The organism is Brachybacterium tyrofermentans, assembly GCF_014897585.1.
GTDB classification, from domain to species: Bacteria; Actinomycetota; Actinomycetes; order Actinomycetales; family Dermabacteraceae; genus Brachybacterium; species Brachybacterium tyrofermentans.
The window spans coordinates 40,836-61,978 of sequence record NZ_JABUXW010000024.1 but is presented as its reverse complement, the minus strand read 5'-3'; the positions used below and the strand labels follow the sequence as shown (position 1 = coordinate 61,978).

19 protein-coding genes and 2 pseudogenes are annotated in these 21,143 nt (G+C 71.0%); 8 read left to right on the top strand and 13 right to left on the bottom strand.

What is annotated here, in order from left to right:
* The first annotated feature begins 276 nt into the window (after nt 1–276).
* Nucleotides 277–1,311 (top strand): IS30 family transposase, encoded by a 1,035-nt coding sequence (locus tag INT49_RS16350; protein WP_193118821.1) that lies wholly within the window; start codon nt 277–279, stop codon nt 1,309–1,311.
* An 876-nt stretch (nt 1,312–2,187) separates the two neighbouring features.
* On the opposite strand, the gene INT49_RS16345 is transcribed toward INT49_RS16350, so the two are convergent.
* From INT49_RS16345 to INT49_RS16335, 3 genes are read right to left on the bottom strand one after another with little or no spacing between them, the layout of a single operon-like run.
* A complete protein-coding gene (locus tag INT49_RS16345; protein WP_193118820.1) occupies nt 2,188–2,856 on the bottom strand; it encodes an HAD family hydrolase in 669 nt (222 codons plus the stop codon).
* 9 nt (nt 2,857–2,865) lie between these two features.
* On the bottom strand, nt 2,866–3,612 hold the full coding sequence (locus tag INT49_RS16340) for a phosphotransferase enzyme family protein (protein WP_193118819.1): 747 nt from the start codon (nt 3,610–3,612) through the stop codon (nt 2,866–2,868).
* Nucleotides 3,612–4,619 (bottom strand): N-acetylglucosamine kinase, encoded by a 1,008-nt coding sequence (locus INT49_RS16335; RefSeq protein ID WP_193118818.1) that lies wholly within the window; start codon nt 4,617–4,619, stop codon nt 3,612–3,614. Before INT49_RS16335 ends, INT49_RS16340 begins: the two co-directional genes overlap by 1 nt.
* Before the next feature lie 84 nt (nt 4,620–4,703).
* Between INT49_RS16335 and INT49_RS16330 the strand changes: the two genes are divergently transcribed.
* Nucleotides 4,704–7,298 carry a family 78 glycoside hydrolase catalytic domain gene (locus INT49_RS16330; protein WP_193118817.1) on the top strand — a complete coding sequence of 865 codons (2,595 nt, stop codon included), beginning with the start codon at nt 4,704–4,706 and terminating at the stop codon, nt 7,296–7,298.
* Between the two features lie 121 nt (nt 7,299–7,419).
* Here the strand turns inward: INT49_RS16330 and INT49_RS16325 are convergent, their stop codons facing one another.
* Nucleotides 7,420–7,950 (bottom strand): GNAT family N-acetyltransferase, encoded by a 531-nt coding sequence (locus INT49_RS16325; RefSeq protein WP_404801954.1) that lies wholly within the window; start codon nt 7,948–7,950, stop codon nt 7,420–7,422.
* A 196-nt stretch (nt 7,951–8,146) separates the two neighbouring features.
* Here INT49_RS16325 and INT49_RS16320 point away from each other — a divergent pair, with 196 nt between their 5' ends.
* From INT49_RS16320 to INT49_RS16310, 3 genes are all read left to right on the top strand, one after another.
* Nucleotides 8,147–10,864 carry a PEP/pyruvate-binding domain-containing protein gene (locus INT49_RS16320; RefSeq protein WP_193118815.1) on the top strand — a complete coding sequence of 906 codons (2,718 nt, stop codon included), beginning with the start codon at nt 8,147–8,149 and terminating at the stop codon, nt 10,862–10,864.
* Nucleotides 10,865–10,931: 67 nt separating this feature from the next.
* Nucleotides 10,932–11,402: a hypothetical protein gene (locus INT49_RS16315; RefSeq protein WP_193118814.1), complete on the top strand. Its 471-nt coding sequence runs from the start codon at nt 10,932–10,934 to the stop codon at nt 11,400–11,402.
* Nucleotides 11,403–11,486: 84 nt separating this feature from the next.
* The gene (locus INT49_RS16310; protein WP_193118813.1) at nt 11,487–11,798 is read left to right on the top strand and encodes a hypothetical protein; all 312 of its coding nucleotides are present in this window, start codon (nt 11,487–11,489) and stop codon (nt 11,796–11,798) included.
* 489 nt (nt 11,799–12,287) lie between these two features.
* Here INT49_RS16310 and INT49_RS16305 read toward each other — a convergent pair whose 3' ends face one another.
* The 7 genes and pseudogenes from INT49_RS16305 to INT49_RS16280 all read right to left on the bottom strand — a co-directional run bounded on the left by INT49_RS16305 (nt 12,288) and on the right by INT49_RS16280 (nt 17,117).
* Nucleotides 12,288–13,250, bottom strand: coding sequence for an aldo/keto reductase (locus INT49_RS16305; protein WP_193118812.1), 963 nt, complete (start codon nt 13,248–13,250; stop codon nt 12,288–12,290).
* 97 nt (nt 13,251–13,347) lie between these two features.
* A complete protein-coding gene (locus tag INT49_RS16300; RefSeq protein ID WP_193118811.1) occupies nt 13,348–14,112 on the bottom strand; it encodes an isocitrate lyase/PEP mutase family protein in 765 nt (254 codons plus the stop codon).
* 94 nt (nt 14,113–14,206) lie between these two features.
* Nucleotides 14,207–14,464 (bottom strand): type II toxin-antitoxin system RelE family toxin, encoded by a 258-nt coding sequence (locus INT49_RS16295; protein ID WP_193118810.1) that lies wholly within the window; start codon nt 14,462–14,464, stop codon nt 14,207–14,209.
* A 4-nt stretch (nt 14,465–14,468) separates the two neighbouring features.
* Complete coding sequence (locus tag INT49_RS16290) at nt 14,469–14,714, bottom strand: type II toxin-antitoxin system Phd/YefM family antitoxin (RefSeq protein ID WP_193118809.1); 246 nt, start codon at nt 14,712–14,714, stop codon at nt 14,469–14,471.
* Between the two features lie 114 nt (nt 14,715–14,828).
* Nucleotides 14,829–15,194, bottom strand: a pseudogene (locus INT49_RS21255) (AAA family ATPase); the annotation flags it as partial.
* A gap of 256 nt (nt 15,195–15,450) precedes the next feature.
* Nucleotides 15,451–16,005, bottom strand: a pseudogene (locus tag INT49_RS21250) (phosphotransferase); the annotation flags it as partial.
* Nucleotides 16,006–16,142: 137 nt separating this feature from the next.
* Nucleotides 16,143–17,117: a hypothetical protein gene (locus INT49_RS16280; protein WP_193118807.1), complete on the bottom strand. Its 975-nt coding sequence runs from the start codon at nt 17,115–17,117 to the stop codon at nt 16,143–16,145.
* A 40-nt stretch (nt 17,118–17,157) separates the two neighbouring features.
* Here INT49_RS16280 and INT49_RS16275 point away from each other — a divergent pair, with 40 nt between their 5' ends.
* The 3 genes from INT49_RS16275 (at nt 17,158) to INT49_RS16265 (ending at nt 19,052) form a co-directional block, all read left to right on the top strand.
* On the top strand, nt 17,158–17,871 hold the full coding sequence (locus INT49_RS16275; protein WP_193118806.1) for a DUF402 domain-containing protein: 714 nt from the start codon (nt 17,158–17,160) through the stop codon (nt 17,869–17,871).
* 68 nt (nt 17,872–17,939) lie between these two features.
* Complete coding sequence (locus INT49_RS16270) at nt 17,940–18,764, top strand: sugar phosphate isomerase/epimerase family protein (RefSeq protein WP_193118805.1); 825 nt, start codon at nt 17,940–17,942, stop codon at nt 18,762–18,764.
* 57 nt (nt 18,765–18,821) lie between these two features.
* Nucleotides 18,822–19,052, top strand: a complete 231-nt coding sequence (locus INT49_RS16265) for a hypothetical protein (RefSeq protein WP_193118804.1) — start codon at nt 18,822–18,824, stop codon at nt 19,050–19,052.
* A 66-nt stretch (nt 19,053–19,118) separates the two neighbouring features.
* Here the strand turns inward: INT49_RS16265 and INT49_RS16260 are convergent, their stop codons facing one another.
* A complete protein-coding gene (locus INT49_RS16260; RefSeq protein ID WP_319021668.1) occupies nt 19,119–20,468 on the bottom strand; it encodes an MFS transporter in 1,350 nt (449 codons plus the stop codon).
* Entirely contained in the window at nt 20,465–21,136 is a 672-nt protein-coding gene (locus INT49_RS16255; RefSeq protein ID WP_193118803.1) for a GntR family transcriptional regulator, read from the bottom strand. Before INT49_RS16255 ends, INT49_RS16260 begins: the two co-directional genes overlap by 4 nt.
* Nucleotides 21,137–21,143 lie beyond the last annotated feature (7 nt).

Below are 21,143 nucleotides of genomic sequence, written 5' to 3'. Positions count from 1 at the left end.
TCGCTTCCCCAGCAAATGCTGGAATCAGCGTGTCCACGAACAAGGGGCAGGCCCCAACCCACCATCGACATGCCACCGCTCAGGACGCGCACGCCGCCGACGTCGCTGCCCTGCTGCGCGCGCCTCTCGGACCGGCGACTTCTCGAGGGGCGTACGAGCTCTACAGCGCGAGCCGAGCCGAGGTCGACCCGGAATTCGTCGCAGCGCCCGAGGGTGGTGTCATAGCGTCGTAGCAACACTCCCGGTCGGTGGGGGCTTGAGGCGAGGAGGCCTGGGATGGTGCGGCGGCTGCTCACGTTCACGGAGCGGATGGAGATCTCGACGGGATCGAAGGCCGGGTGGGGAGTCCGCAGGATCGCTTCTCACCTGGGTCGATGCCCGTCAGTGGTCTCCAGAGAGCTTCGACGGAACTCGACGAAGACGCGGGGCTATCAAGCAGTGACCGCGGATGTGAAAGCGCAGCGCCAACGCTCGCGCCCACAGGTCCGGAAAGTCGCGAAGGACCCGGTGCTCGAGGCCCGGGTCAGCGCCGACCTCGCTGCGTCGTGGACGCCGAACGAGATCGCGGGCCGCTTGCGTCTGGAGGCCGCAGACCCGACCGTTGACCGCATGGCGAACTCTCCCGACGCTCAGGGCCGCACCGTCAGCGGAGAAGCGATCTACCAGTACATCTACGCGATCCCCCGCGGAGAACTCGCGAAGCGTGGGATCTTCTTGCAGTCCAAACGGACCAAGCGCCGGCCCCGCACCATCGGCCGGACCAGGGGTGGCCCGATCGTGGGGATGGTGTCGCTCGCGGAGCGGGGCGAGGACGCCGCGCAGCGGCGGGTGCCAGGGCACTGGGAGGGCGACTTGATCATCGGGAAGAACGGGTCCTCGTGCGCCGCGACCCTGGTGGAGCGGATGAGCGGGTTCACCGGCCTGCTCGCCCTGCCCTCCAAACATGCCGAGGGCACCGCGGATGCGGTCATCGAGTACTTCACCGAGCTGCCCAGGATGATGCAGGCCTCGCTGGCGTGGGATCAGGGCTCCGAGATGGCGCAGCACGCGAAGGTTTCCCTGGCCACGGACATGCCGGTCTACTTCGCCGACCCCCACTCGCCCTGGCAGCGGCCGTCCAACGAGAACACGAACCGGCTCTACCGGGAGTATCTCCCCAAGGGCACCGTGATCCCGGACCACCAGCCCTACCTCACCACCATCGCGGAGGAGATCAACAACCGGCCCCGCCGCCGACTGGGCTTCCTCACCCCCACCGAAGCGTTCGCTCGACTCATTGCCGGCGAACCCCATGTTGCTTCGACGCCTTGACACCACCGAGGGGCTGGACGCGGTGATCACTCGGGGCACCGAGGGAGTTGGCGAGGGGATGGCCTGAAGGCTGAAGTGGTCCGTTCGGCCAGGTTCAACTCTGAAGTCTCTCCGAAGCTGGACAAGGGCGCCCGTCCCGGGTTGGGGGCCTCTCTCGCACGGATGCTTGCCGTCCACAATTCTTGATTCATCCGCTGGGTCGTCCGGCCACTGCCTACCCTTCGCAGCATGGCCAGTCTCTGCGCATGGGTGGACGAAAGCATGCGTATTCGAGGCGCTGAGGTGCCGATCCACTTCTTGGGTGCCTCGATAGGTTCGTCGGAGCCGGCGGAGGCACCTGTGCTGCTCCGCCAACTTGCACCCCGCGGCAACAAGCTCCACTGGCGAGATCTCGGTGCGAACGGGAAAGCTCGGGCGGCTGCGTTGTTGCCTCAGCTGGGGCTCCGCCATGTCGTGGTCTCGGCAGCGCCGCTGGTCCCTGCCAAGCAGGAACGTGCTCGGGGTCTGAGCTTCGAGAGATTGCTCTGGGAGCTGGCTCAACGTGAGGTCGCTCGAGTCGTCGTGGAGTCGCGATCGCCGTCGCAGGACCGGAAAGATCTGAAAAGAGTCGATGGACTGCGCTCGCGTGCTGTGATCCCGCGAGATATGCGAGTGGAATGGGTGCCCGGGATCGAGGATCCCATGCTCTGGGCACCAGACCTCGTACTAGGTGCGCTGGGCGACGCCTATGTCGACCGTGTCGATGCTCCGCCCGCTTTGGCGGAGCAGGTCACCCGGATAGATATCAAGCTCGCATGAGCGCGAAGGCCAGGCCCTACGAAACCGCAGGTGTCCTGGCCTCTACTTCCGGTCTCCCAGCGGGAGATGGCTACTCCATTAGACCTCCCGCCGAGGGGCTGAGTCAATGCCCTCTGACTCCATGACCAGCGCGAGCACCTCGAGGGTGGAGGGTGCCTGCAAGGTCGGCGGTGCGTCGAGCTCCCAGGCTTGACCGTGGGTCACCCATCCGGTGCGGCACCCGGCCGCCTGGCCGCCCTGGATGTCCGCGGTGGCGCGGTCCCCGACCATCCAGGTGACCCCGTCGGCCGGGAATCCTTCCACCGCAGCCGTGAAGATCTCCGGGGCGGGCTTCCTCGCGCCGACAGCTTCCGAGATCACCACCTTGTCCACACGACCCTCGAGCCCGCTCACCCGCATCTTCCGAGACTGCTGGGCCACGAGTCCGTTGGTCACGACGATCAGCGTCCATCCCCGATCGCGCAGCTCGGCGAGCTTCTCGAGCAGGCCGTCGTAGCAGCGCACGTGGCCCGCGTGAGCGTGCAGCAGGGTCTGGACGAGCTCGTCGCGGGTCGAGGTCAGGTCGAGCCGCTCGAGCAGTCCGTCGGCGAGGATCGCCCGATGCGTGTAGCCGTGACCGTCCGTCTCGAGCAGCCAGCGCAGATCGTCCTTCGTGCCTCCCTGCGCGGCGATGAACTCCTCGGCCCAGGCGGCGAAGGCGCCGTCACGATCCACCAGCGTGTTGTCGAGATCCAGGAGCAGCAGCATCGGGCGAGCCTAGCGGGGGAGTGGTACCGGGAAGGTGCGTCGGCCCGCCTCGTGCATCGACTCGAGGTGGCTGCGCCAGGTGGTGGGCCAGCCCTGCGTCACCCAGGTCGCATGCGGCTCGTGGCCGTGGGTGCCGAGCCACTCGACCTCGTCGATCGCCTGCTCATGGCGTGATGCCGCGGCCTCGACGACGTCGATCGGGGCGTTCCAGCCATAGCCCTCGAGGAGCGCGCGGGCGCGGGCCCGCCGGAGCTCGGCCTCGGCCGGCGAGAGTGGGGCGTCGTCGGGATCGACGTCGACGGGAACGGCCCACAGCAGGGCGTAGGCGAGGTCCTCGACGGGGTCGCCCGGCCGCGCGGCATCCCAGTCGAAGAGCCCGACGGCGATGCCGTCCCGCCAGGCGACGTTCCCCGGCTTGGGATCCCCGTGGCAGATGGGGGTGCTCGGGGTGCTCGGGACCGACCAGACGGCGTCCGCCGGGGGGATCCACGTGCGCGTCGCCTCGTGCACGGCGCGCAGCAGCCGGCCCAGGGAGCGGGCGGCGTCGGGGGAGAGCCCGTCGGGCCAGGCGTCGTCCCCCGCAAGTCCGGGCACGAGGCTCACGTACTCGAAACGGTCATCGAGGCCCAGAGGCCGGGGCACCGGCAGGCCCTGCGCACCCAGATGCTCCAGCAGGGCGTGGATCGTCGGCGTCCAGGGCTTGCGCGGGCGGCGCACCGTCGTGCCGTCGATGCGGATCTCGCGAGGACCTGACATCACGCGGGGATCGCCGACGGGATCCGCCCGGCGAGCCGGCCGATCATCGCCTCGTCGACTTCGACTCCGGCAGCCTCGAGGGCCAGGATCGCCGCTCCGCCGAGGGGGTCGAGCTGTGAGGGGACCAGGTCGAGGGCGCTCGGTTCGGCCTCGACCAACATGCGGTCGAGGCGGTCGCGGAAGCTCGGAGCGTCCGCGAGGGAGCCCGTGCAGGCCACAGGGACCGGTCGGGGCCCGGCCACAGGGGCGAGCAGGCGCACACCGCGCGCGGTGCGGGCGGCCAGGTCGGTCAGGGCTCGGTCGGCGAGGGCGGACTGCTCGCCCATCGCCGTGACCTGGGGCGCGAAGTCCCCGTAGGACCGTTTGATGGTGTTGCGGTGAGTTGTGGAGCGGGCGAGGACGGCCGCGTGCAGTGCCGGGGCGTCGGCCACGCCGAAATGCTCCAGAGCCGCCGGGACCAGCGGATCCGTCGGGGAGCAGTCGTTCATCAGGATCTGCTGGACGACGTCGTACACGAGGTGCCGTGCGGCGCCCGCATAGTGCTCGAGCTGCCCGCTCTCGGTCTCGACGCCCTCCTCGTCGATCGCGAGGATCATCGACCCGGTGCCGGCGACCACCACGATGCCCGGCCGGCCTGACAGCGCGCCGCGATGGGCGATCACGGCGTCGTTCACGACGATCTTCGGGCAGGTCAGACCCGGTGCATCGACCAGAGCGGCCGTGCGGTCGTTGTCCCCGTCGCTCTGGTTGGAGCCGGTGCGCTCGAATCCGGCGATGCCGGCCGCGAGGGCCACGGCGTCCGACGGGTCGAGCCCGCCGGAGTCGATCGCCTGGGCGATGGTGCCGCGGATGTTCTCGAGCGCGTCGTCGTTGTGGCTCGGGTTCCCGCCCCCGCCGACGGCCGCGGCGAGGCGCGTCCCGTCCAGCGCGAAGCAGCCCACGCGCGTGTGCGTGCCGCCCGCGTCGATGCCGATCACGAACTCGTGCTGCGGGGTCGTCGGGGTCATGACGGTGAACCTAGCAGCGGCCTGTTCCCCACGTCACTGCTAATCTTCCTGCTCGTGTCGTCGCGAGCGAAGGAGCTGCGTCCGATGGGCTCCACCAGCCGCACCTGCCGCACCAGCCGCACCTGCCGCACCTGCCGCACCAGCCGCCCGAGCGGTCTGCTGCTGAACCTGCAGGACCGCGCTGTGGGCGTGGACGGCTCCGCGCTGCGATGCTCCTGGATCGTCCCGATGCTGGGCGACGCGCAGCAGCGCAGCTATCGCCTGCAGATCGCCGAGGACCCCTCGTGCGCCGAGCCGCTCTGGGACTCCGGCCGGGTGCTCTCGGCGGACTCCACCGGTGTGCTGATCCAGGACGTCCCCCTGCAGGCATCGACCCCGTACTGGTGGCGCGTGCAGGTCGACACCTCGGAGCGCGGCGACTGGTCGCTCGCCGCGCGGTTGACGACGGCGCCCTTCACGACGGCGCCGTGCACGACGGACCCCTCCGCGAGCGCCCCGAGCCGGTGGCCGGCGACTCCGATCTGGGCCGGGGACTCCGCCGACTGGGCGCTGTTGCGCACCGAGATCGACCTGCCGGTGACACCGATCCGCGCCGCCTTCGTGGAGGCCGTCGGACTCTCCCCGGAGGGCGGCCCCGGCGAGGACGGGCCCCGCGGCGGACGCCAGCACGTCTACAAGCTGTGGGTGAACGCCCAGGTCACGGGCTTCGGGAGCGTGCGCAGCCAGGACAACCACCCGCGGCTGCATACTCACGATCTCACCGGCCTGCTGCACCCGGGTCGCAACGCCCTCGCCGCTCTCGCCTGGGCGCAGGAGGGACGCCAGTTCGCCGCCCGCCTCGTCGTCGTGCTCGAGAACGGCAGCAGGATCGAGCACGTGACGTCGCCGGAGACCTGGCGCGCGCTGCCCGGGAGCGCCCTGCTGCCGGGGGAGCGGAGCGTCGGCGGCGGCTGGTACCACGCCCCCGCGGAGGACTGGGATCTGCGCGAGGAGCCCGTCGGATGGACCTCGCCCGGGTTCGACGACACGGGCTGGGCGGCGGCGTCGGCCGCTCCGGCGCTGCCCGCGGAGCCGGCACCGGCGATCGTGAGTCTCGGGCAGGCCGACGGGGACCCGGCTCCGCTAGAGCCCGTCGGCCCCGGGGCCTGGCGGTTCGATCTGGGCCGGGAGATCGTCGGCGGGCTTCGCGTGCAGGTTCGGGCGAGCGACGGGGCCCGGATCGAGGTGCGCCTGGGCGAGCAGCGCGACGCCGACGGGCGGGTGATCTCCTCGATGCCCACCGGGAACGTCTACGAGGAGACGTGGACCCTGCGCGACGGCGAGCAGGAGGTCGAGCACTGGGGGTATCGCGCCTTCCGCTACGGCGAGCTGCGCGTGCTCTCCGGGGAGATCGAGAATTTGCAGGTCACGCGGACGATCCTGAGCAGCGGGACGGTGCGCGACGGGGAGATCGGACACGCCGGGGGAATCGGGCACTCCGGCGCGTTCGCGTCGTCGGACCCGGATCTGGACCGCGTGCACGAGCTGTGCCGCTACTCGATCGAGGCCACCACCCTGGATCTCTATCTCGACACCCCGTCGCGCGAGCGCGGGCCCTACGAGGGCGATACCTACGTCAATCAGCTCTCCCACTACGCCTGCGGGCGCAGCTACGCGCTTGCCCGCGTCTCGAACCAGTACCTGACGCGCCGCCCCACCTGGCCGGCCGAGTACCACCTCATGCCCGTGCTCGTGGCCTGGGAGGACTATCTCGCCACCGGGGACGACGCGCAGCTGCGCTCCGATGTGGACCTGTGGCGGCGGGCGAACTACGACCGCCATCTGGGGTTCGACGGACTGCTGCACAAGGACCCCGGCCCCTCGAGCGCCTGGGACGCCGACCTCGTGGACTGGCCGCAGACCTGCCGCGACGACTACGAGTTCACCGAGGTGAACACCGTGCTGAACGCCTTCCAGGCCGCGGCGCACCAGACGCTCGCGACGATCTGCACCGTGCTGGACCGGGGGAGCGAGGCGGAGCATCACGCGGCGCTCGCCGCCCGGATGCTCGCAGGGATCGAGGCGGACCTGGTGCGGGACGACGGCGTCTACCGCGACGGGCTGGGCAGTGAGCATGCTTCCCAGCACGCCACGGCGATCCCGGTGGCGCTGGGCCTCGCGCCGACCGCACGCCGGGAGGGGCTCGGGGAGATGCTGGCCGCCGGCGGGATGCGGATGAGCGTGTACGGCGCGCAGTTCCTGCTGGATGCGCTGTTCACCCTGGGCAGGGCCGACGAGGCGCACGCGCTGATGACCTCCCGCGGGCAGCGCGGCTGGCTGCACCTGCTCGATGACCTGGGAGCGAGCATCGTCCCGGAGGCCTGGGACCCCTCCCTCAAACCGAACATGACCTACTCCCACGCCTGGGGCACCGCCCCCGTGAACGTCATTGCCCGCCGGGTGCTCGGCGTGCGCGTCGTCGCCCCCGGCGCCGCCCGGCTCGAGATCACCCCGCAGCCCGGGCCGCTCGCGTGGATGGAGGGCACGGTGCCGACGATCCGCGGCAACGTGCACGTGCGCTACGACCGGGAGCAGAAGCTGCTCGAGGTGCGCATCCCCGCGAACACGACCGCACGGGTGCGACGCGGCGACATCGACGTGGAGGTCGGCCCGGGGAGCACCACCCTGACATCGACGTGACCGCGCAATGCCACCGTCGGGGTGGCGGTGATCCCGTAAGCGTGACGAAGTTGGGGGAATGGGCGCTTGATTCCCCCAACTTTGCCCCGTTCGTGACGCTCGTTCGTGACGCTCGTTCGGGTCAACTCCGGGTGGACTCGGGGCTCTCCCCGTCGAGCGGCTTCATCAGCCACCGGGCCGGGTCGGCGACGTGGTGCACCTGGTGCGCATCGTCGATCCACGTGTACCGGTCGAGATAGTCGTGCCCGGTGTCGACGTAGCCGAGTCGCAGGTAGAGGCGCTTCGGGCCGGAGTCGTCGACCCCCAGACCGAGTTCGTGGTGGCCGCGTGCTCTCGCCTCCTCCTCGAGCAGACCGAGCATCCGCGTCCCGATCCCCTGGGATCGCAGGACTTCCGGCCACACCTGCAGCCCGTTGACCTCCGGGCACCGTGGGACCTCCGAGGCAGCGCACCCGGTCCACCGGATCTCGCAGGAGCCGACGAAGGTATCCGGGTCCTGCCGGCAGGTGGCCAGGTAGTACGTGCTGTCGCCCGCCTCCTGGTGCGAGAACCTCATCGCATGCGTCCGACTGTTGCCCGTGGGCGCCCAATCCTCCAGAGCAGGCAGGTCGGCGGCGGTGCACGGGCGGAGGACGACGTCGCAGGGCTGCATGCCGCTCATCGTCCGGGATCCATCGCGGCGGGGCCAGGCAATATCCGGTTACTCCGGGATTCGTCCGGCGACGGACGTCGGCGTCGGGCGTGGTCGTCCCCGGCCTCCGGACGACGCCCCTGGTGCCCCGCGGTGACCAGCAGTACGCTCTGGTCGCCACGCACCCCATTCCGGGTGCCCCGTCGAAGAAGGCGCCATGAACGTCCGCCAGTTCCAGGACATCGGCCGTGACGACATCGCCGAGGTGGGCGGAAAGGCCGCGAACCTCGGTGAGCTCACCCGGGCGGGGCTCCCGGTGCCCCCGGGATTCGTGCTCACCACCGCCGCTTATCGCCGATTCGTCGAGGTCGCGGGGATCCGGGAGCGACTGCTGGAGCAGGTGCGCGACCTCGACCCGGAGGACACCGAGGCCGCCGACCGTGCCGCGCAGTCCGTCGCCGAACTGTTCACGGGCACGGAGATCCCGGAGGACCTGCGTCGTGAGCTCGTCACGGCGCGAGCCGCCCTCGGGGGAGCCCCCGTGGCGGTCCGATCGTCCGCCACGGCCGAGGACCTCGAGGACGCGAGCTTCGCCGGCCAGCAGGAGACGTTCCTGCACGTGGTCGGTGACGCGGACCTGTTCGAGTCGGTGCGCGGCTGCTGGGCCTCCCTGTGGTCCGCCCGCGCCCTCGCCTACCGGGCGCGGCGCGGCATCGACCCGGCCGACGTCGCGCTCGCCGTCGTCATCCAGGAGATGGCCCCGGCGGACGCGGCCGGCGTGCTGTTCACCGCCGATCCCACCACCGGGCGCCGCACGGAGACCGTGATCAGCGCCGCCTGGGGACTCGGGGAGGCGGTCGTCTCGGGGATGGTCGACACCGACGATCTCGTCGTCGACACCGCTCGCAGCCGGATCATCTCGCGCACCACGGCGGACAAGACCGTGATGGTGGTCCCGGCCGAGCACGGCACCGCCACGATCCCCGTGCCGCCGCAGCGTCGCCGCGCTCCCGTGCTCAACGACGCGCAGGCGCTGGACCTCGCCCGCTGGGGCACCCGGATCGCCGCGCACTACGGGGCGCCGCAGGACGTGGAATGGGCGCTGGTGGGCACGGGATTCGTGATCACCCAGGCTCGTCCCGTCGTGGCCCTGCCGGCGCCGGCCGGGCCCGCCCCCGAGAGCTGGAAGGCGCCCCGCAGGCACGCCGGCTACGTCCGGGCGAGCATCGTCGAGCAGATGCCCGACCCGCTCACCCCGCTGTTCGCGGATCTCACGGCGGCGCACGTCATCGAGGCGATGATCTCGACGATCACCGACGCCTCCGGCCGCGACGACGTGTTCACCGACCGCGGCGTCGAGTTCGTGACCATCAACGGCTATGCCTACTACTGCTACGCCAACACCGCCATGGTGACGGTCTGCGCGAAGTCCGTGCTGTTCGTGCCGCGGCTGCTCGGCAAGGGGATCGGCGGGCCGCGGTACTGGCGGGAGACCGCGATGCCGCAGTACCGGAGTGTGGTCGAGGAGGAGACAGTCGGCGACGTCGCGGACCGGCCGGCGGGCGAGCTGCTCGCCTCCGCAGAGCGGCTGGTCACCGCAGGATTCGCGTACTACACCTCAGTGCAGACGGTGATCCCACCGGTGGTGATCGCCGAATCCGTCTACACCGCGTTCTGCCGACGGGTCGCGAAGCCCGGCGACCCGAGCCCGGAGACGCTGCTGTTCGGCTACGAGAGCGCACCGATCCGCGCCGAGGAGTCGCTCTACGGCCTGGCCCGCTGGGCTCGCGAGAGGGAGGGGCTGGCGCAGGCGCTCACGGCCTCGGAGACCGTTCTCGAACAGCGACCCGACGGGGTCGACGACGCGGTGTGGCAGGAGTGGCGCGAGCGCTTCGCGGCGCACCTGGCGGAGCACGGCCACGCGATCTACACGCTGGACGTCGTCCAGCCCGTCGCCGCCGATGCCCCGGAGCTGCTGTGGGACGTGCTGCGGATGTACCTGCGCGGCGAGGGCACCGATCCGGGGGTTCGGCGCGCGGCCGCCGTCCGGGCCCGCGAGGAGGGCGCCGACCGGATCCGGGCGCACCTGCGCAGGCCTCTGCGGCGGGTCTTCGACCGCCTGCTCCGCCGCGCCCAGGAGCTCACCCCGATCCGGGAGGACGCCCTGGCCGGAGTGGGGCTGGGCTGGCCCGCGGCCCGTCGGGCCCTGCGCGAGCTCGGGCGTCGCCTCACGGTCGCCGGGGCTCTCGATGCGGCCGACGACGTGTTCTGGCTGCGCCGGGACGAGCTCGTCGACCTCGCCGAACAGCTCGACGGCTCCGGACAGCTCGAACTCGCCGGACAGCTCGATGGTGGCGGACAGCTCGATGGTGGCGGACAGCTCGATGGCGGCGGTCGCCGACTGCCCACACGGGCCGGCCTCGTCGAGGAGCGGCGTGTGATCTGGCGCGGCCAGAAGCTCGCCACCCCGCCCCAACTGCTGCCCCAGCGCTCCGTGTGGCGGGCCTTCGACCGCTTCATGCCCTCGGCCGGAGAGGGCGGGGACGGCGAGGTGCTCACCGGGATCGGCGGCAGCGGAGGCACCGTCACCGCGACCGTGCGCGTGCTGAGCGGACCCGAGCAGTTCCGCGACTTCCGGCCCGGCGAGATCCTCGTCGCCGCGATCACCACCCCGGCCTGGACCCCGCTGTTCGCCATGGCCGCCGGCGTGGTGACCGACGTGGGCGGTCCGCTCAGCCACAGCTCGATCGTGGCGCGCGAGTACGGCATCCCTGCTGTGCTCGGCACCGGCACGGCGACCCGGCGCCTGCGCACGGGCCAACGCGTCACCCTCGACGGATCCGCCGGAACGGTGCGCCTCGCCGAGGAGGAGGACTACGGTGACGAGCACGAGGGCGACGACCGTGTGACGGGGCCCGCCGCCGCTCGCAGCTGACATTCCCGATGGACGCTCGCGGTGCCTGGCTCAGGGCCGTTCGGCAGCTCCCGACGAAAGGTACGTCATGACCGATCCCGCGAAGCTCCTCGCCGCCGCCCATCACGTGCTGCTGCACAACTGGCCCTCGACCGATGTGCCGCACACGCTCGCCCGCGCCGGCTTCGCCGTGACCGTCTTCGGCGGCCCTGCGCCCGACGACGTCTCGGTGACCGAGCTGGTGGACGGAGAGATCGTCGACCGCCGGACCGGGGTGAGGCCGGAATCGGCCGACGTCCTGTACGTCTACCCCTGGCCCGGTTTCGAGCTCGGGCGGGATCTGCCGGACGTGGCCCGCACCGCCCGCGAGCTCGGCGCCGGGACGCTCTGGTTCCAGTCAGCACTCGCCGCGGACGGGTCGCAGGACGACCACGGGACCTGGGTGCCAGGTGACGAGGCCGCGAGGATCGACGAGATCGCGGAGGCCGAGGGCCTCAGCGTCGTCCGCGATGCCTACATCGCCGACGTCGCGCGGGGCCTCGGGGCCGATCGCGGCTGATTTCCACCGCTGACTGATAATGGTGAGCCCCGTGGTGCGACTCGGCACGGGCGCCACATCGCCACAGAAGGAGGCTCCTCGCACATGAAGCACCACAAATCAGTCCGACTCATGTGGGACTACATGTTCGTTCTTGAATGGGGCGAGGATGTGGCCGATTCGCAACCCCTTGACGTGACCGATGAGCTGCCGAAGGAGCTGGTGGAACGTGCGTTCATGTGGGGTGAACGGATGGACCACGTGTACGCATTCTTCCACCTCGAGGACGCCCCTCCTGTGAGTCGGGCCGACGAGCGCTCCCTGGAGTTCGAATACCTCGAACTGCGCCGGCAGATTGAAGAGCTCGGCTACACGCTCGTTCCGGAAACAAGTCGCTGGCCGTTCCCCTGGCGGTGAGACGTTCCGAATGGCAGGGCGACCCGGTCGGAATCTCGGTGACCTGCTGGTCGACGGCGTGTGCCGCCAGCGAGCGGTGACCAGGCGATGACGCTGATGCCGTAGTGCTCCGCGGCGGGGAGCACCTCGAGCGAGGAGGACCCGGGGTGGTGCATCCACTGGCGCATAGCGTGCAGGCATGCCCCTGAGGGAGCTGGCTGCGCGTATGACGCCAGTGGATGCGTTGCCCTCAGCGTCACCCTGGGTCACCACGGGTCACCACGGGTCACCCTGGGTCACCACGGGTCACCACGGGTCACCCTGGGTCACCACGGGTCACCACGGGTCACCCTGGGTCACCCTGGGTCACCACGGGTCACCCTGGGTCACCACGGGTCACCACGGGTCACCCTGGGTCACCACGGGTCACCACGGGTCACCCTGGGTCACCCTGGGTCACCACGGGTCACCAGGAACGGACCCGGGCCATTTCGGGCGACGACGCCGAGGTCACCAGGCGTAGGCCTCCGGAGCCGGACCGCCGGGACCGGGGAAGATCTCGTCGAGCGTCGCGAGGTCGTCGTCGGACAGCGTGATCTCGACGGCCTCGATCGCGGAGTCCAGCTGCTCCATGGTGCGCGGGCCGATGATCGGGCCGAGCACGCCGGGCCGGTGCAGCAGCCACGCGAGGGCCACCTGACCGGGCGCCAGATCGCGCTCGGCGCAGAACGCTTCCCAGCGGTCCAGCTGTGCGGTGAGCTCCGCCGAGTCGTCGCGGGACTCCGCTGTTCCGCGTCGCACTCCCTTCTCCGAGCGGCCGCCGAGCTTGCCGCCGGCCAGCGGCGACCAGGCGATCACGCCCATCCCGTAGTGCTCCGCGGCGGGGAGCACCTCGAGCTCGATGTCGCGGGTGAACAGGTTGTACAGCGACTGCTCGGAGACCAGGCCCAGCGAGTGGCGGGCGCGGGCGGCCTCGTTCGCCTGGGCGAGGTGCCAGCCGGCGAAGTTCGAGGAGCCCACGTAGGTGATCTTCCCCTGCGCGACCAGCAGCTCCATGGCCTGCCAGATCTCCTCCCAGGGCGCTGAGCGGTCCACGTGGTGCATCTGGTAGAGGTCGATGTGGTCGGTCTGCAGGCGGCGCAGGGACTCGTCGACCGCGCGGCGGACGTTCAGCGCCGAGAGCCCGCGGTCGTTCTTCCCCGGGCCCATCTCGCCGAACACCTTGGTCGCGAGCACGATCTCCTCGCGACGGCCGCGGGAGGCCAGCCAGCGGCCGATGATCTCCTCGGTCCAGCCGCGACGATCCGCGCCGCCGTAGCCGTTGGCCGTGTCGAAGAAGGTCACGCCCTGATCGAGGGCGCGGTCCATGATCGCGAAGGCATCCTCCTCCGCGGTGTGGGGGCCGAAGTTCATGGTGCCGAGGACGAGCCGGGAGACGGTCGCTCCGGTGCGTCCGAGCTGGGAGTACTGCATCGTGATGAGCTCCTCGTATCGTGGCGTCCCCGCGTCAGGAGCCCGGGGTCCGCCGCCGGAAAGCGTACGTCCGCCGGCGTGCCGTGACCAGGGGCGCTCAGCGCCAGGCCGCGGTGATCTCCGCGACGTGGTCGGCCAGAGCGGCCTGCAGCAGCGGCCCGAAGCTGACCCGGCGCACGCCGAGCTCCGTGAGCCGCGCGAGGTCGAGGCCCTCCGGGATCGCGCCGTTCACCGGGTGGGCGGTGACGTTCAGCGGGGTGCTGACCGCGGCGAGCAGTGCTTCCAGCGTCGCGACGTCGGGCACGCCGACGGGGTACAGCGAGTCGGCACCGGCGGCCTCGAGCAGGGTCAGGCGGGTGATCGCCTCGGCCAGCCGGTCGGGGATGTCCTCCTCGGTCTTGAACACGTCCGTGCGCCCGTTGATGACCAGGTGCACCCCGGCCGTATCGGCCGCCCGGCGGATGTCGGCGATGTAGTCGGCATGCTCCTGCGCTCCGCGCAGCCGGCCCTGCGAATGCACGGTGTCCTCGATGTTGACCCCGACTGCTCCGGCGTCCAGCACGCGTTCGACGAGCTCGGCGGCAGCGGTGTCGTAGCCGGATTCCAGGTCGGCGGAGACCGGGACGTCGACGGCGCGGGTGACGCGGGCGATGCCTGCGAGGGCGTCCTCCAGGCTCATGTCCTCACCATCACCGGCCCCCACGGAGTTCGCGACGGGATGGCTGCCGACGGTCAGGGCCTCGAAGCCGCCGGAGACCGCGGCCTGGGCGGACCAGGCGTCCCACACGGTGGGCAGCACCACCGGGGTCGAACGATGGTGCAGGGCGAGAAGGGCTTCGGCGCGTTCGCTCGGTGAGGTCATGGGCCCATCACACTCGGGTTCCTCGAGCTGGTCAAGGAATCGGGTGTCGTGCCGACATCGACACCCGTCGTCGGGGTGGGCCGACCTCGTCCGTTCAGCGGTCGTACACGTCGCGGCGGTGTCCGAGCATGACGACGACTATGAGCAGCCGAGTGTCTTCGACGGTGTAGATGATGCGGTAGGCGCCGACGCGTATGCGCAAACCGTCCCGACCTCGTAACGCCTTTGCGCCCGGGGGTCGCGGATCGGCGGCGAGCAGCGCGATCGCGCCCTGGATGCGACGACGGTCCTGATGGTCGATGCGCTTCAGTGCGCGCAATGCCGCGGGGCGTACCTCGATCTCGTAGGGCACGAGGTCACCACCCGAGATCGTTCTTGACCTGCTCCCAGGGGATGTTCGGTCCCTCCTCGGCCATGGCAGAGTCGAAGGCGCGGACGTCCTCGGACTCTTCGGCGGCGTCCATGAGCCGGTCGTACTCGGCCGGGCTGAGGACGACCGCCTGGGCCTCGCCATGACGCTCGACGATGACGGCCTCATGCTGGGCGGTCTCGATAACAGCCGCGAAGCTCTTGCGCGCGTCTGAAGCGCTGATGGTCGACATGCTCAGATTGTACGTTTGAACTCACAAAATGTACATGGCGTGTGCAGCGAGATGCTTCCGGGCAAGTCCGGGACGAGTTTGTATACCGCCTCTCGACCTAACGGCCGAGTGCGGCTAGAGCTGCATGCTGCTGCGAGGAGCGTCGTAGAGCGCGAGCTCGTCGGCCGTCGGAACCTCGAACGCCGTTCTGCAGGCGGCGAGGTGCTCCCGGGTGATCGGCGGGTCCTCCGCCGCGCGAGCGCTGATCCGCCGCCACAGCTCGTCGTCGTCGGCGTCCAGGACGAGCAGCTCGACGCGGGCTCCGAGCGCTCGGGCGCCCTCGCGCAGGCGGTCGCGCTCCTCGCGCCCCCAGGTTCCCCATTCGATGACCACGTCCACATTCTCTTGGAGCAGCTCCTGGCCGATCTGCCACTGCAGCTGTTCGATGCGCTCGCGCAAGCCCTCGTCCCACTGCGAGCTGCCCAGCCGGGCCATCCAGTCGTCGGGGCTGAGCCGCGCCGCCCCGGTGGGCCATGAGCGTGCGCACCTGGTCCAGCCAGCCGACGCCGAGCAGCTGTCCGTCCGGCAGGGAGTCCTCGTGGTCCCAGCGCCAGGTCGTCACCAGGGCGCGGGACAGGATCCGGCAGTCCTCGAGCAGCTCATGGTCGACGTTCGGGTAGTGCGCCGCGACCTGCGCCGGGGCGTGGGCGAGATCGAACTCGACGGGGCCAGAGCAGCAGGTCTCGAGGTCGATGAACAGAGGCCCGCCCGCGGTGTCGAGCACATTGCCGGGGTGGGGTTCCCCGTGAAGCACCTGCTGGGGGCCGCGCCGGCTTACCTCCTCGCTGAGGCTCTGCAGGATCTCGCGCAGGAACGCGCGGTCGGCCTCGGGCAGGCGTGGGGTGCAAACAGGGTCGTCGACGAGGGCGAGCGCTTCGGCGACCCGGTCTCCCACAGGCGAGACGTCCAGGTCTGCGGCGCGCATCGCGGCATGCAGGCGGGCGAGGGTGCTCGCGTACTCGGCCGCGGGGAGCGCACGGTCCTCGTGCGGTGCGTAGTGGGTCCACAGGGTGATCTCGAAGCCATCGCGCACGTGCACCTGCGGGGGAGTGCGCGGATCGAGGCGGCCGACGGGTGCCTCTGCCTCCGCCAGGCGCAGCACCCGATCCACCTCGACCTGTGCCCCGGCGTGGTCAGCGGGTCCGATGCGGGCGACGAGATCGCAGGGCAGCACCCGCACGGTGAGGCGATTGGAGTCCTGGAGGTCGACGATCTCGTCGGCCTCGAGCCCGAGGGATCGCACCACCTCCATGGCGGCGAGACGGGCGCGGGCTGCCGCGTGAGGATGCATCCGGCTGACGCTAGAGCGGCAGACGCACGCGCGCAATCCTTTCCCCGCTCCCGCTCCCGCTCTCGCTCCCGCTCCCGCTCCAGGTGCTGGTGCGGCTGCTAGAGCTGCAGGTGGTCGGCGAGCTTGGCGGCGGCTGCGGGAATCAGCTCGGCTGACAGCGGGATCGGTGCCGGACCTCCTGGCACAGGGATTCCGACGATCGCGGTCCAGGTGTCCTGCGGGTGGGGTGCAGGGCCGGGCACGTCGCGCATCATCGCGGACTCCAGCTCCTCGGTGGCGTGCGAGTCGATCAGCAGCACGTCGCCGTCGGCGCTGCGGTCGATGACCGCGGCAAGGCAGGCCTCCATGTCCTCCCGTGCCGTCCGTCCCTCGTGCGGCGTGGACTGAAGGGTGATCTCGATGCCTCCGTCGGGCTCGGGCGGCCAGGCCAGGGCCTGGGCGACGATCACGCCGTCGCGCTCCAGCACCACGCTGCGATCGGGGTCGAAGCTGCCCTCACCGCCCGGCACGAAGTCCGGGGCGTTCTCTGCTCGCAGCTCCGTCGGGGCAGCCGCCGGGGACCAGCGGGCGTGCTGCGCGGTGTAGTGCTCGACGTACAGATCGAGCATCTCCTCGCGGCGTGCGTCGACCACGCGGCCGGCGTGAAGGCCGTCGCTCGTCGTGCGATGCTCCGCAGCCCAGGCGCGCATCGCATCATCGACCACGTAGCGCCAGGGTGGCATGAGCTGCACGAGCACGCCGCCGTGGCGGGCGCAAAGGTCCAGCAGCTCCGGCTCGTGGGCCGCCGGCTTCAGCCGCAGCGGCAGGGTCGAGACCGCGATCTGGGCCTCGAGCAGCACGTCGGCGACCTCGTCCCACGGCTCGCCGTCCAGGACCTCGAGCACGAGCGAGCGGGAGTCGGGATGGAAGCTGTTGTCGATGCCGCGACAGTGCCCGAGCAGACGGCCCGCCGAGTCGGTGGCGACCACCGAGCGGCAGTTGTCACCCTCCCGCCAGCGATCCGGGAGCAGATCCTCGAAAGCAGGGTCCGCGGAGTCGGCCGGCGTGGCAGGTCGGGTGGTCAGGGTGGGCATGGGCTCAGGGTATCGAGGCCCCGACCACTACCCTGGCGCGATGGACACTGATGTCAGGCAGCAGCTGGAGGCGATCCCGGGCCCAGCTGGGGAGAGCATCGTGATCCCGCACCCCGTCGGCACGGCGGTCGCGATCCGCAGCATCCGGGACTTTCCGGATCGGGAGCCGGCAGTCAGCTTCGCCGTCGCCGGAACGGTCCTGCAGGACGACGAGGACCTGATCGTCGTGATGACGTCGCCCGGCTCCGACCGTGCCGCCCGCGCCGGCCGACGGACCGGCCCGCGCGGACGCAATGTCGTCGTGACCGGGTGGGACGGCACCCATGATGTCGCCACCTGGGAGGGGCCGACGGTGGTTCGCGTGCATCCGCGCGGGAGCTGCTGGTCGCTCTGGCGCTGGCACGACGGCGAGAACTGGGTCGGGGACTGGTACGGCAACCTCGAATCTCCCTGGCGGCGCAGCGCCGTCGGCTACGACACCCAGGACTGGGCGCTCGATGTGGTCGGCGAGGGAGTCCCGGGCGCTGAGGGACTGGCCGTCCGGTTCAAAGACGAGGACGAGCTGGACTGGTACGTCGAGCAGGGTGCCTTCAGCCCCGAGCGTGCCGCCTACTTCCGGTCCGTCGGCGCCGAGCTCGCGGAGCTGCTCCGCCGTGGGCGCGGGCTCGTCGGCGCCGATTGGTCCCGGTGGATTCCGCCCCGCGATATGCCGCCCGTGCCGCTCCCGAAGGGTTGGCAGCGCCTCACAGACTGAGCAATGCGCCATGATGTCCTGGTGCCGACGGCGACACCTCGCTCGCCACCCCGATCACAGGAGATCCCATGGCCCACTCGCTCGACCCCACCAAGGCGCTGCACACCTGGTCCGTGTTCCGGACCATGGGGCGGTACGTCGCGCCCGGCTCGGCCCCGTCGGGCGTGCTCACCGAGAACACCTCCGGGGGAGGCCTGGACCTGCTCGAGCTGCCCGGTCAGCTCGCCGCGCACGGGTTCCGCAGCGCCCAGCTGTGCCACTTCTACCTGCCGCGCACCGATGCCTCCTACCTCGCCGAGGTGCGCGCTGCTTTCGATGCCGCGGGCGTGGACATCGAGTGCCTGCTCGTGGACGACGGGGACGTGACCCATCCCGAGCAGGGCGAGGAGCAGCAGCGCTGGCTGTCGGGCTGGATCGGCGTCGCCGAGCAGCTCGGCGCCCCGCGGGTGCGGGTCCCCGCCGGGGACCAGGCGCCGAACGAGGAGACGATCGCGCTCAGCGCCCGCCGGCTCCGGGAGCTCGCCGCCGAGCATCCGGACATCCGGGTGATCACCGAGAACTGGAAGTCGCTGCTGATCGATGCGGCGACCACCCGCCAGCTGTTCGACCAGCTGGGCGGCGAGGTCGGCTTCCTCATCGACACCGGCAACTGGACGGGCGAGGACAAGTACGAGCAGATCGCGCAGGTCGCCGGCATGGCGGAATGCTCGCAGGTCAAGGCCCGCGAATCCTCCCCGGGCGTGCTCGACGCCGAGGACCTCATCCGCGCACTCACCGTGCTGCGCGACGTCGGCTACGCCGGGCGGATCTCCTACGTCTACGCCGGCAGCGACGACGACGAATGGGCCCGCCTCGACGAGATGCACGAGATCGCCAGCACCGTCACCGGCTGACCGCCGATTCCCGCACTGCCGAGTGGCCCGAGCCGGGCCAGGGGTAGCGTGGCGGGCATGATCGTGATCGGGAACAAAGCAATCACTCTGATCGTGGGAGTGCTCGTCGTGGCGACGATGCTCGTCGCGTACAGCTCCCTCGTCTCGGGCAATGACAAGGTGACCGTCACCCTGGTCGGGATGCTCATCTCCCTGCTGACCGCGGAGTACCTGAAATCCCGTCTGCGCCGCCAGGCCCTGTCTGACGAGGGTGCTGGCGCGCGCGACGGGGCCGAGCCGGCGAAGTAACGCCGCCCGCTCCGACCGGACCCGACCGGACCGGACCGACCCAGCCCGACCTGGCACGTCCCGCCGTCAGCGGCTCAGGGTCAGATCCGCGGCGGTCGTGAGGTCGGTGCCGTTGTCGGCCGCTGTCGGATCCTGCGTCAGCGCAGCCGGATCTGCCGTCGGCCCCGCCGGATCCTGCGCCGACCAGTTCGGTCGACGCAGCCCGATCGCCACGAACATCAGGCACAGCGCGCAGATCCCGGCGACGATCACGAGCCCGCCCGTGTAGGGCAGCACCGGGGTGAGTGCGGCGAGGATCGTGGGCAGCAGGAACCCCAGGTAGGACAGTGAATAGTAGACGCCGGTGATCCCGGCGAGGTCGCGCGGGGTGGCGAGGGACTGGGCGATGATCAGCCCGGCCACGACGCACACCCCGTAGGAGGCGCCGAGCAGCGCGGCGACGCCCACGACCATCACGGGGCTGTGCAGGTCGCTCGCCACGGCGGCGAGGATCATCCCCGCGGTCATCCCGCTCATGCCCACCAGCAGGGCACGCCCGCGGGTGAGCCGGTTCAGCAGTCCGACGGTGCCCTGCGCGAGGGCGCCGACGCCGAGGGTGAGCACGGTCAGCGCGGTCGCGTAGATCGTGGCCGAGTCCCCGATCCGGTCCTCGACGGTGCTGGGCAGGATCGCGTAGGCGACGCCCGCGGCGGCGAACACCCACGGGGCGGCCGGCAGCACGAGACGGACGAAGACGGAATGCGCGGCCGACGGGACCCGCAGGTCATCGCGCAGCGAGCCTCGGGCGCGCAGCTCGCGCGGCAGGCTCTCCGGGGCGGTGAGCAGCGCGGCTGCCGCGAGCAGGCACAGCAGCAGATGGGCGGCGTAGGGGAGCTGCCCGGGCAGCGGTGCGAACTGGGCGAGGGAGCCGGTCACCCCGGCGCCGATCGCGAAGCCCAGGGTGAGGGTGAGCGAGGACCGCTTCGCGCCGGAGATCGCCGTGGCCGTCGCGTCGTGCACCGGATCGGACAGCTCCTTTATCCAGCTCGAGCCCACGGACATCCCCACGCCCACCCCGATCCCGGCGAGGACGCGGCCGATGCACAGCACCACGAAGCTCCCCATCCCGGCCGCGAGCAGCGAGCTGGCGATCATGGCGGCGAGGAGTCCGGCGATGGTGAGGGGCTTGCGCCCGTAGCGGTCCGACAGCGCCGCGGCCAGCAGCATGCCCGGCACGATCCCCAGCACATACATCCCCAGCAGCAGGTTCGCCTGCCATGGGGCGTAGCCGCCGAGCGTCTCGTACACGTGCAGCAGCGGGGTGAAGTGGTTGCCGCCCCAGGCGAGCACGAAGCCGGTGGGGGCGACCCGCAGCCAGGAGGCCATCGGCCTGCGACCGTCGCCGTGGCCTGCGGCGCTGTGCACGGCGCGGCTCACGGCGTGACCTCGTAGTGCTCGTGCCCGGAGGTGAGGTGGCGCTCGATGAGCGCGCGGAAGGTGTTGGTGTCCTGGCGGCGCACGGCGTCGGCGAGCTCCACGTGCTCACGGTGCAGGGCCGGCAGATCGGCCGACGGGGCCGTCACCGCGAGGCGGGAGAGGCGATAGAGCCGCGGGGCGAGGGAGGCGATGATCCCCTCGACGACGCTGTTGCCCTCGTGGCGGATGATCCGCAGGTGGAAGGCGTGGTCGTGGACGGCGAACTCCGCGGGGCGGCCGACGGAGCCGGCCTGCTCGGCGAGGGACTCGTCGAGCGCGGTGAGCAGGCTCGTGCGCAGCTCGTCGTCGCCCACGATCCGGGAGACCGCGTGGCTCTCGAGCATCGAGCGCACCGACAGCAGCTCGCGCCGCTCCCGCGCCGTGGGGCTCGTGACCAGGGATCCCTTCTTCGGTACCAGGCGCACGAGGCCCCAGCTCGACAGGGTCAGCATCGCTTCGCGGGTGGGGGTGCGGCTCGCGCCGTGCTGGGCGGCGATCTCGACCTCGGTGAGCAGCTCACCGGGTTCGATGTCTCCGTCGGCGATGCGACGGGCCACGGAGGCGGCGATGCGATCGGCGAGCGGTCTGCTCGGGGACTCGTCATGCCAGGGCAGTTCGAGGGGGTCCATGAGCTCC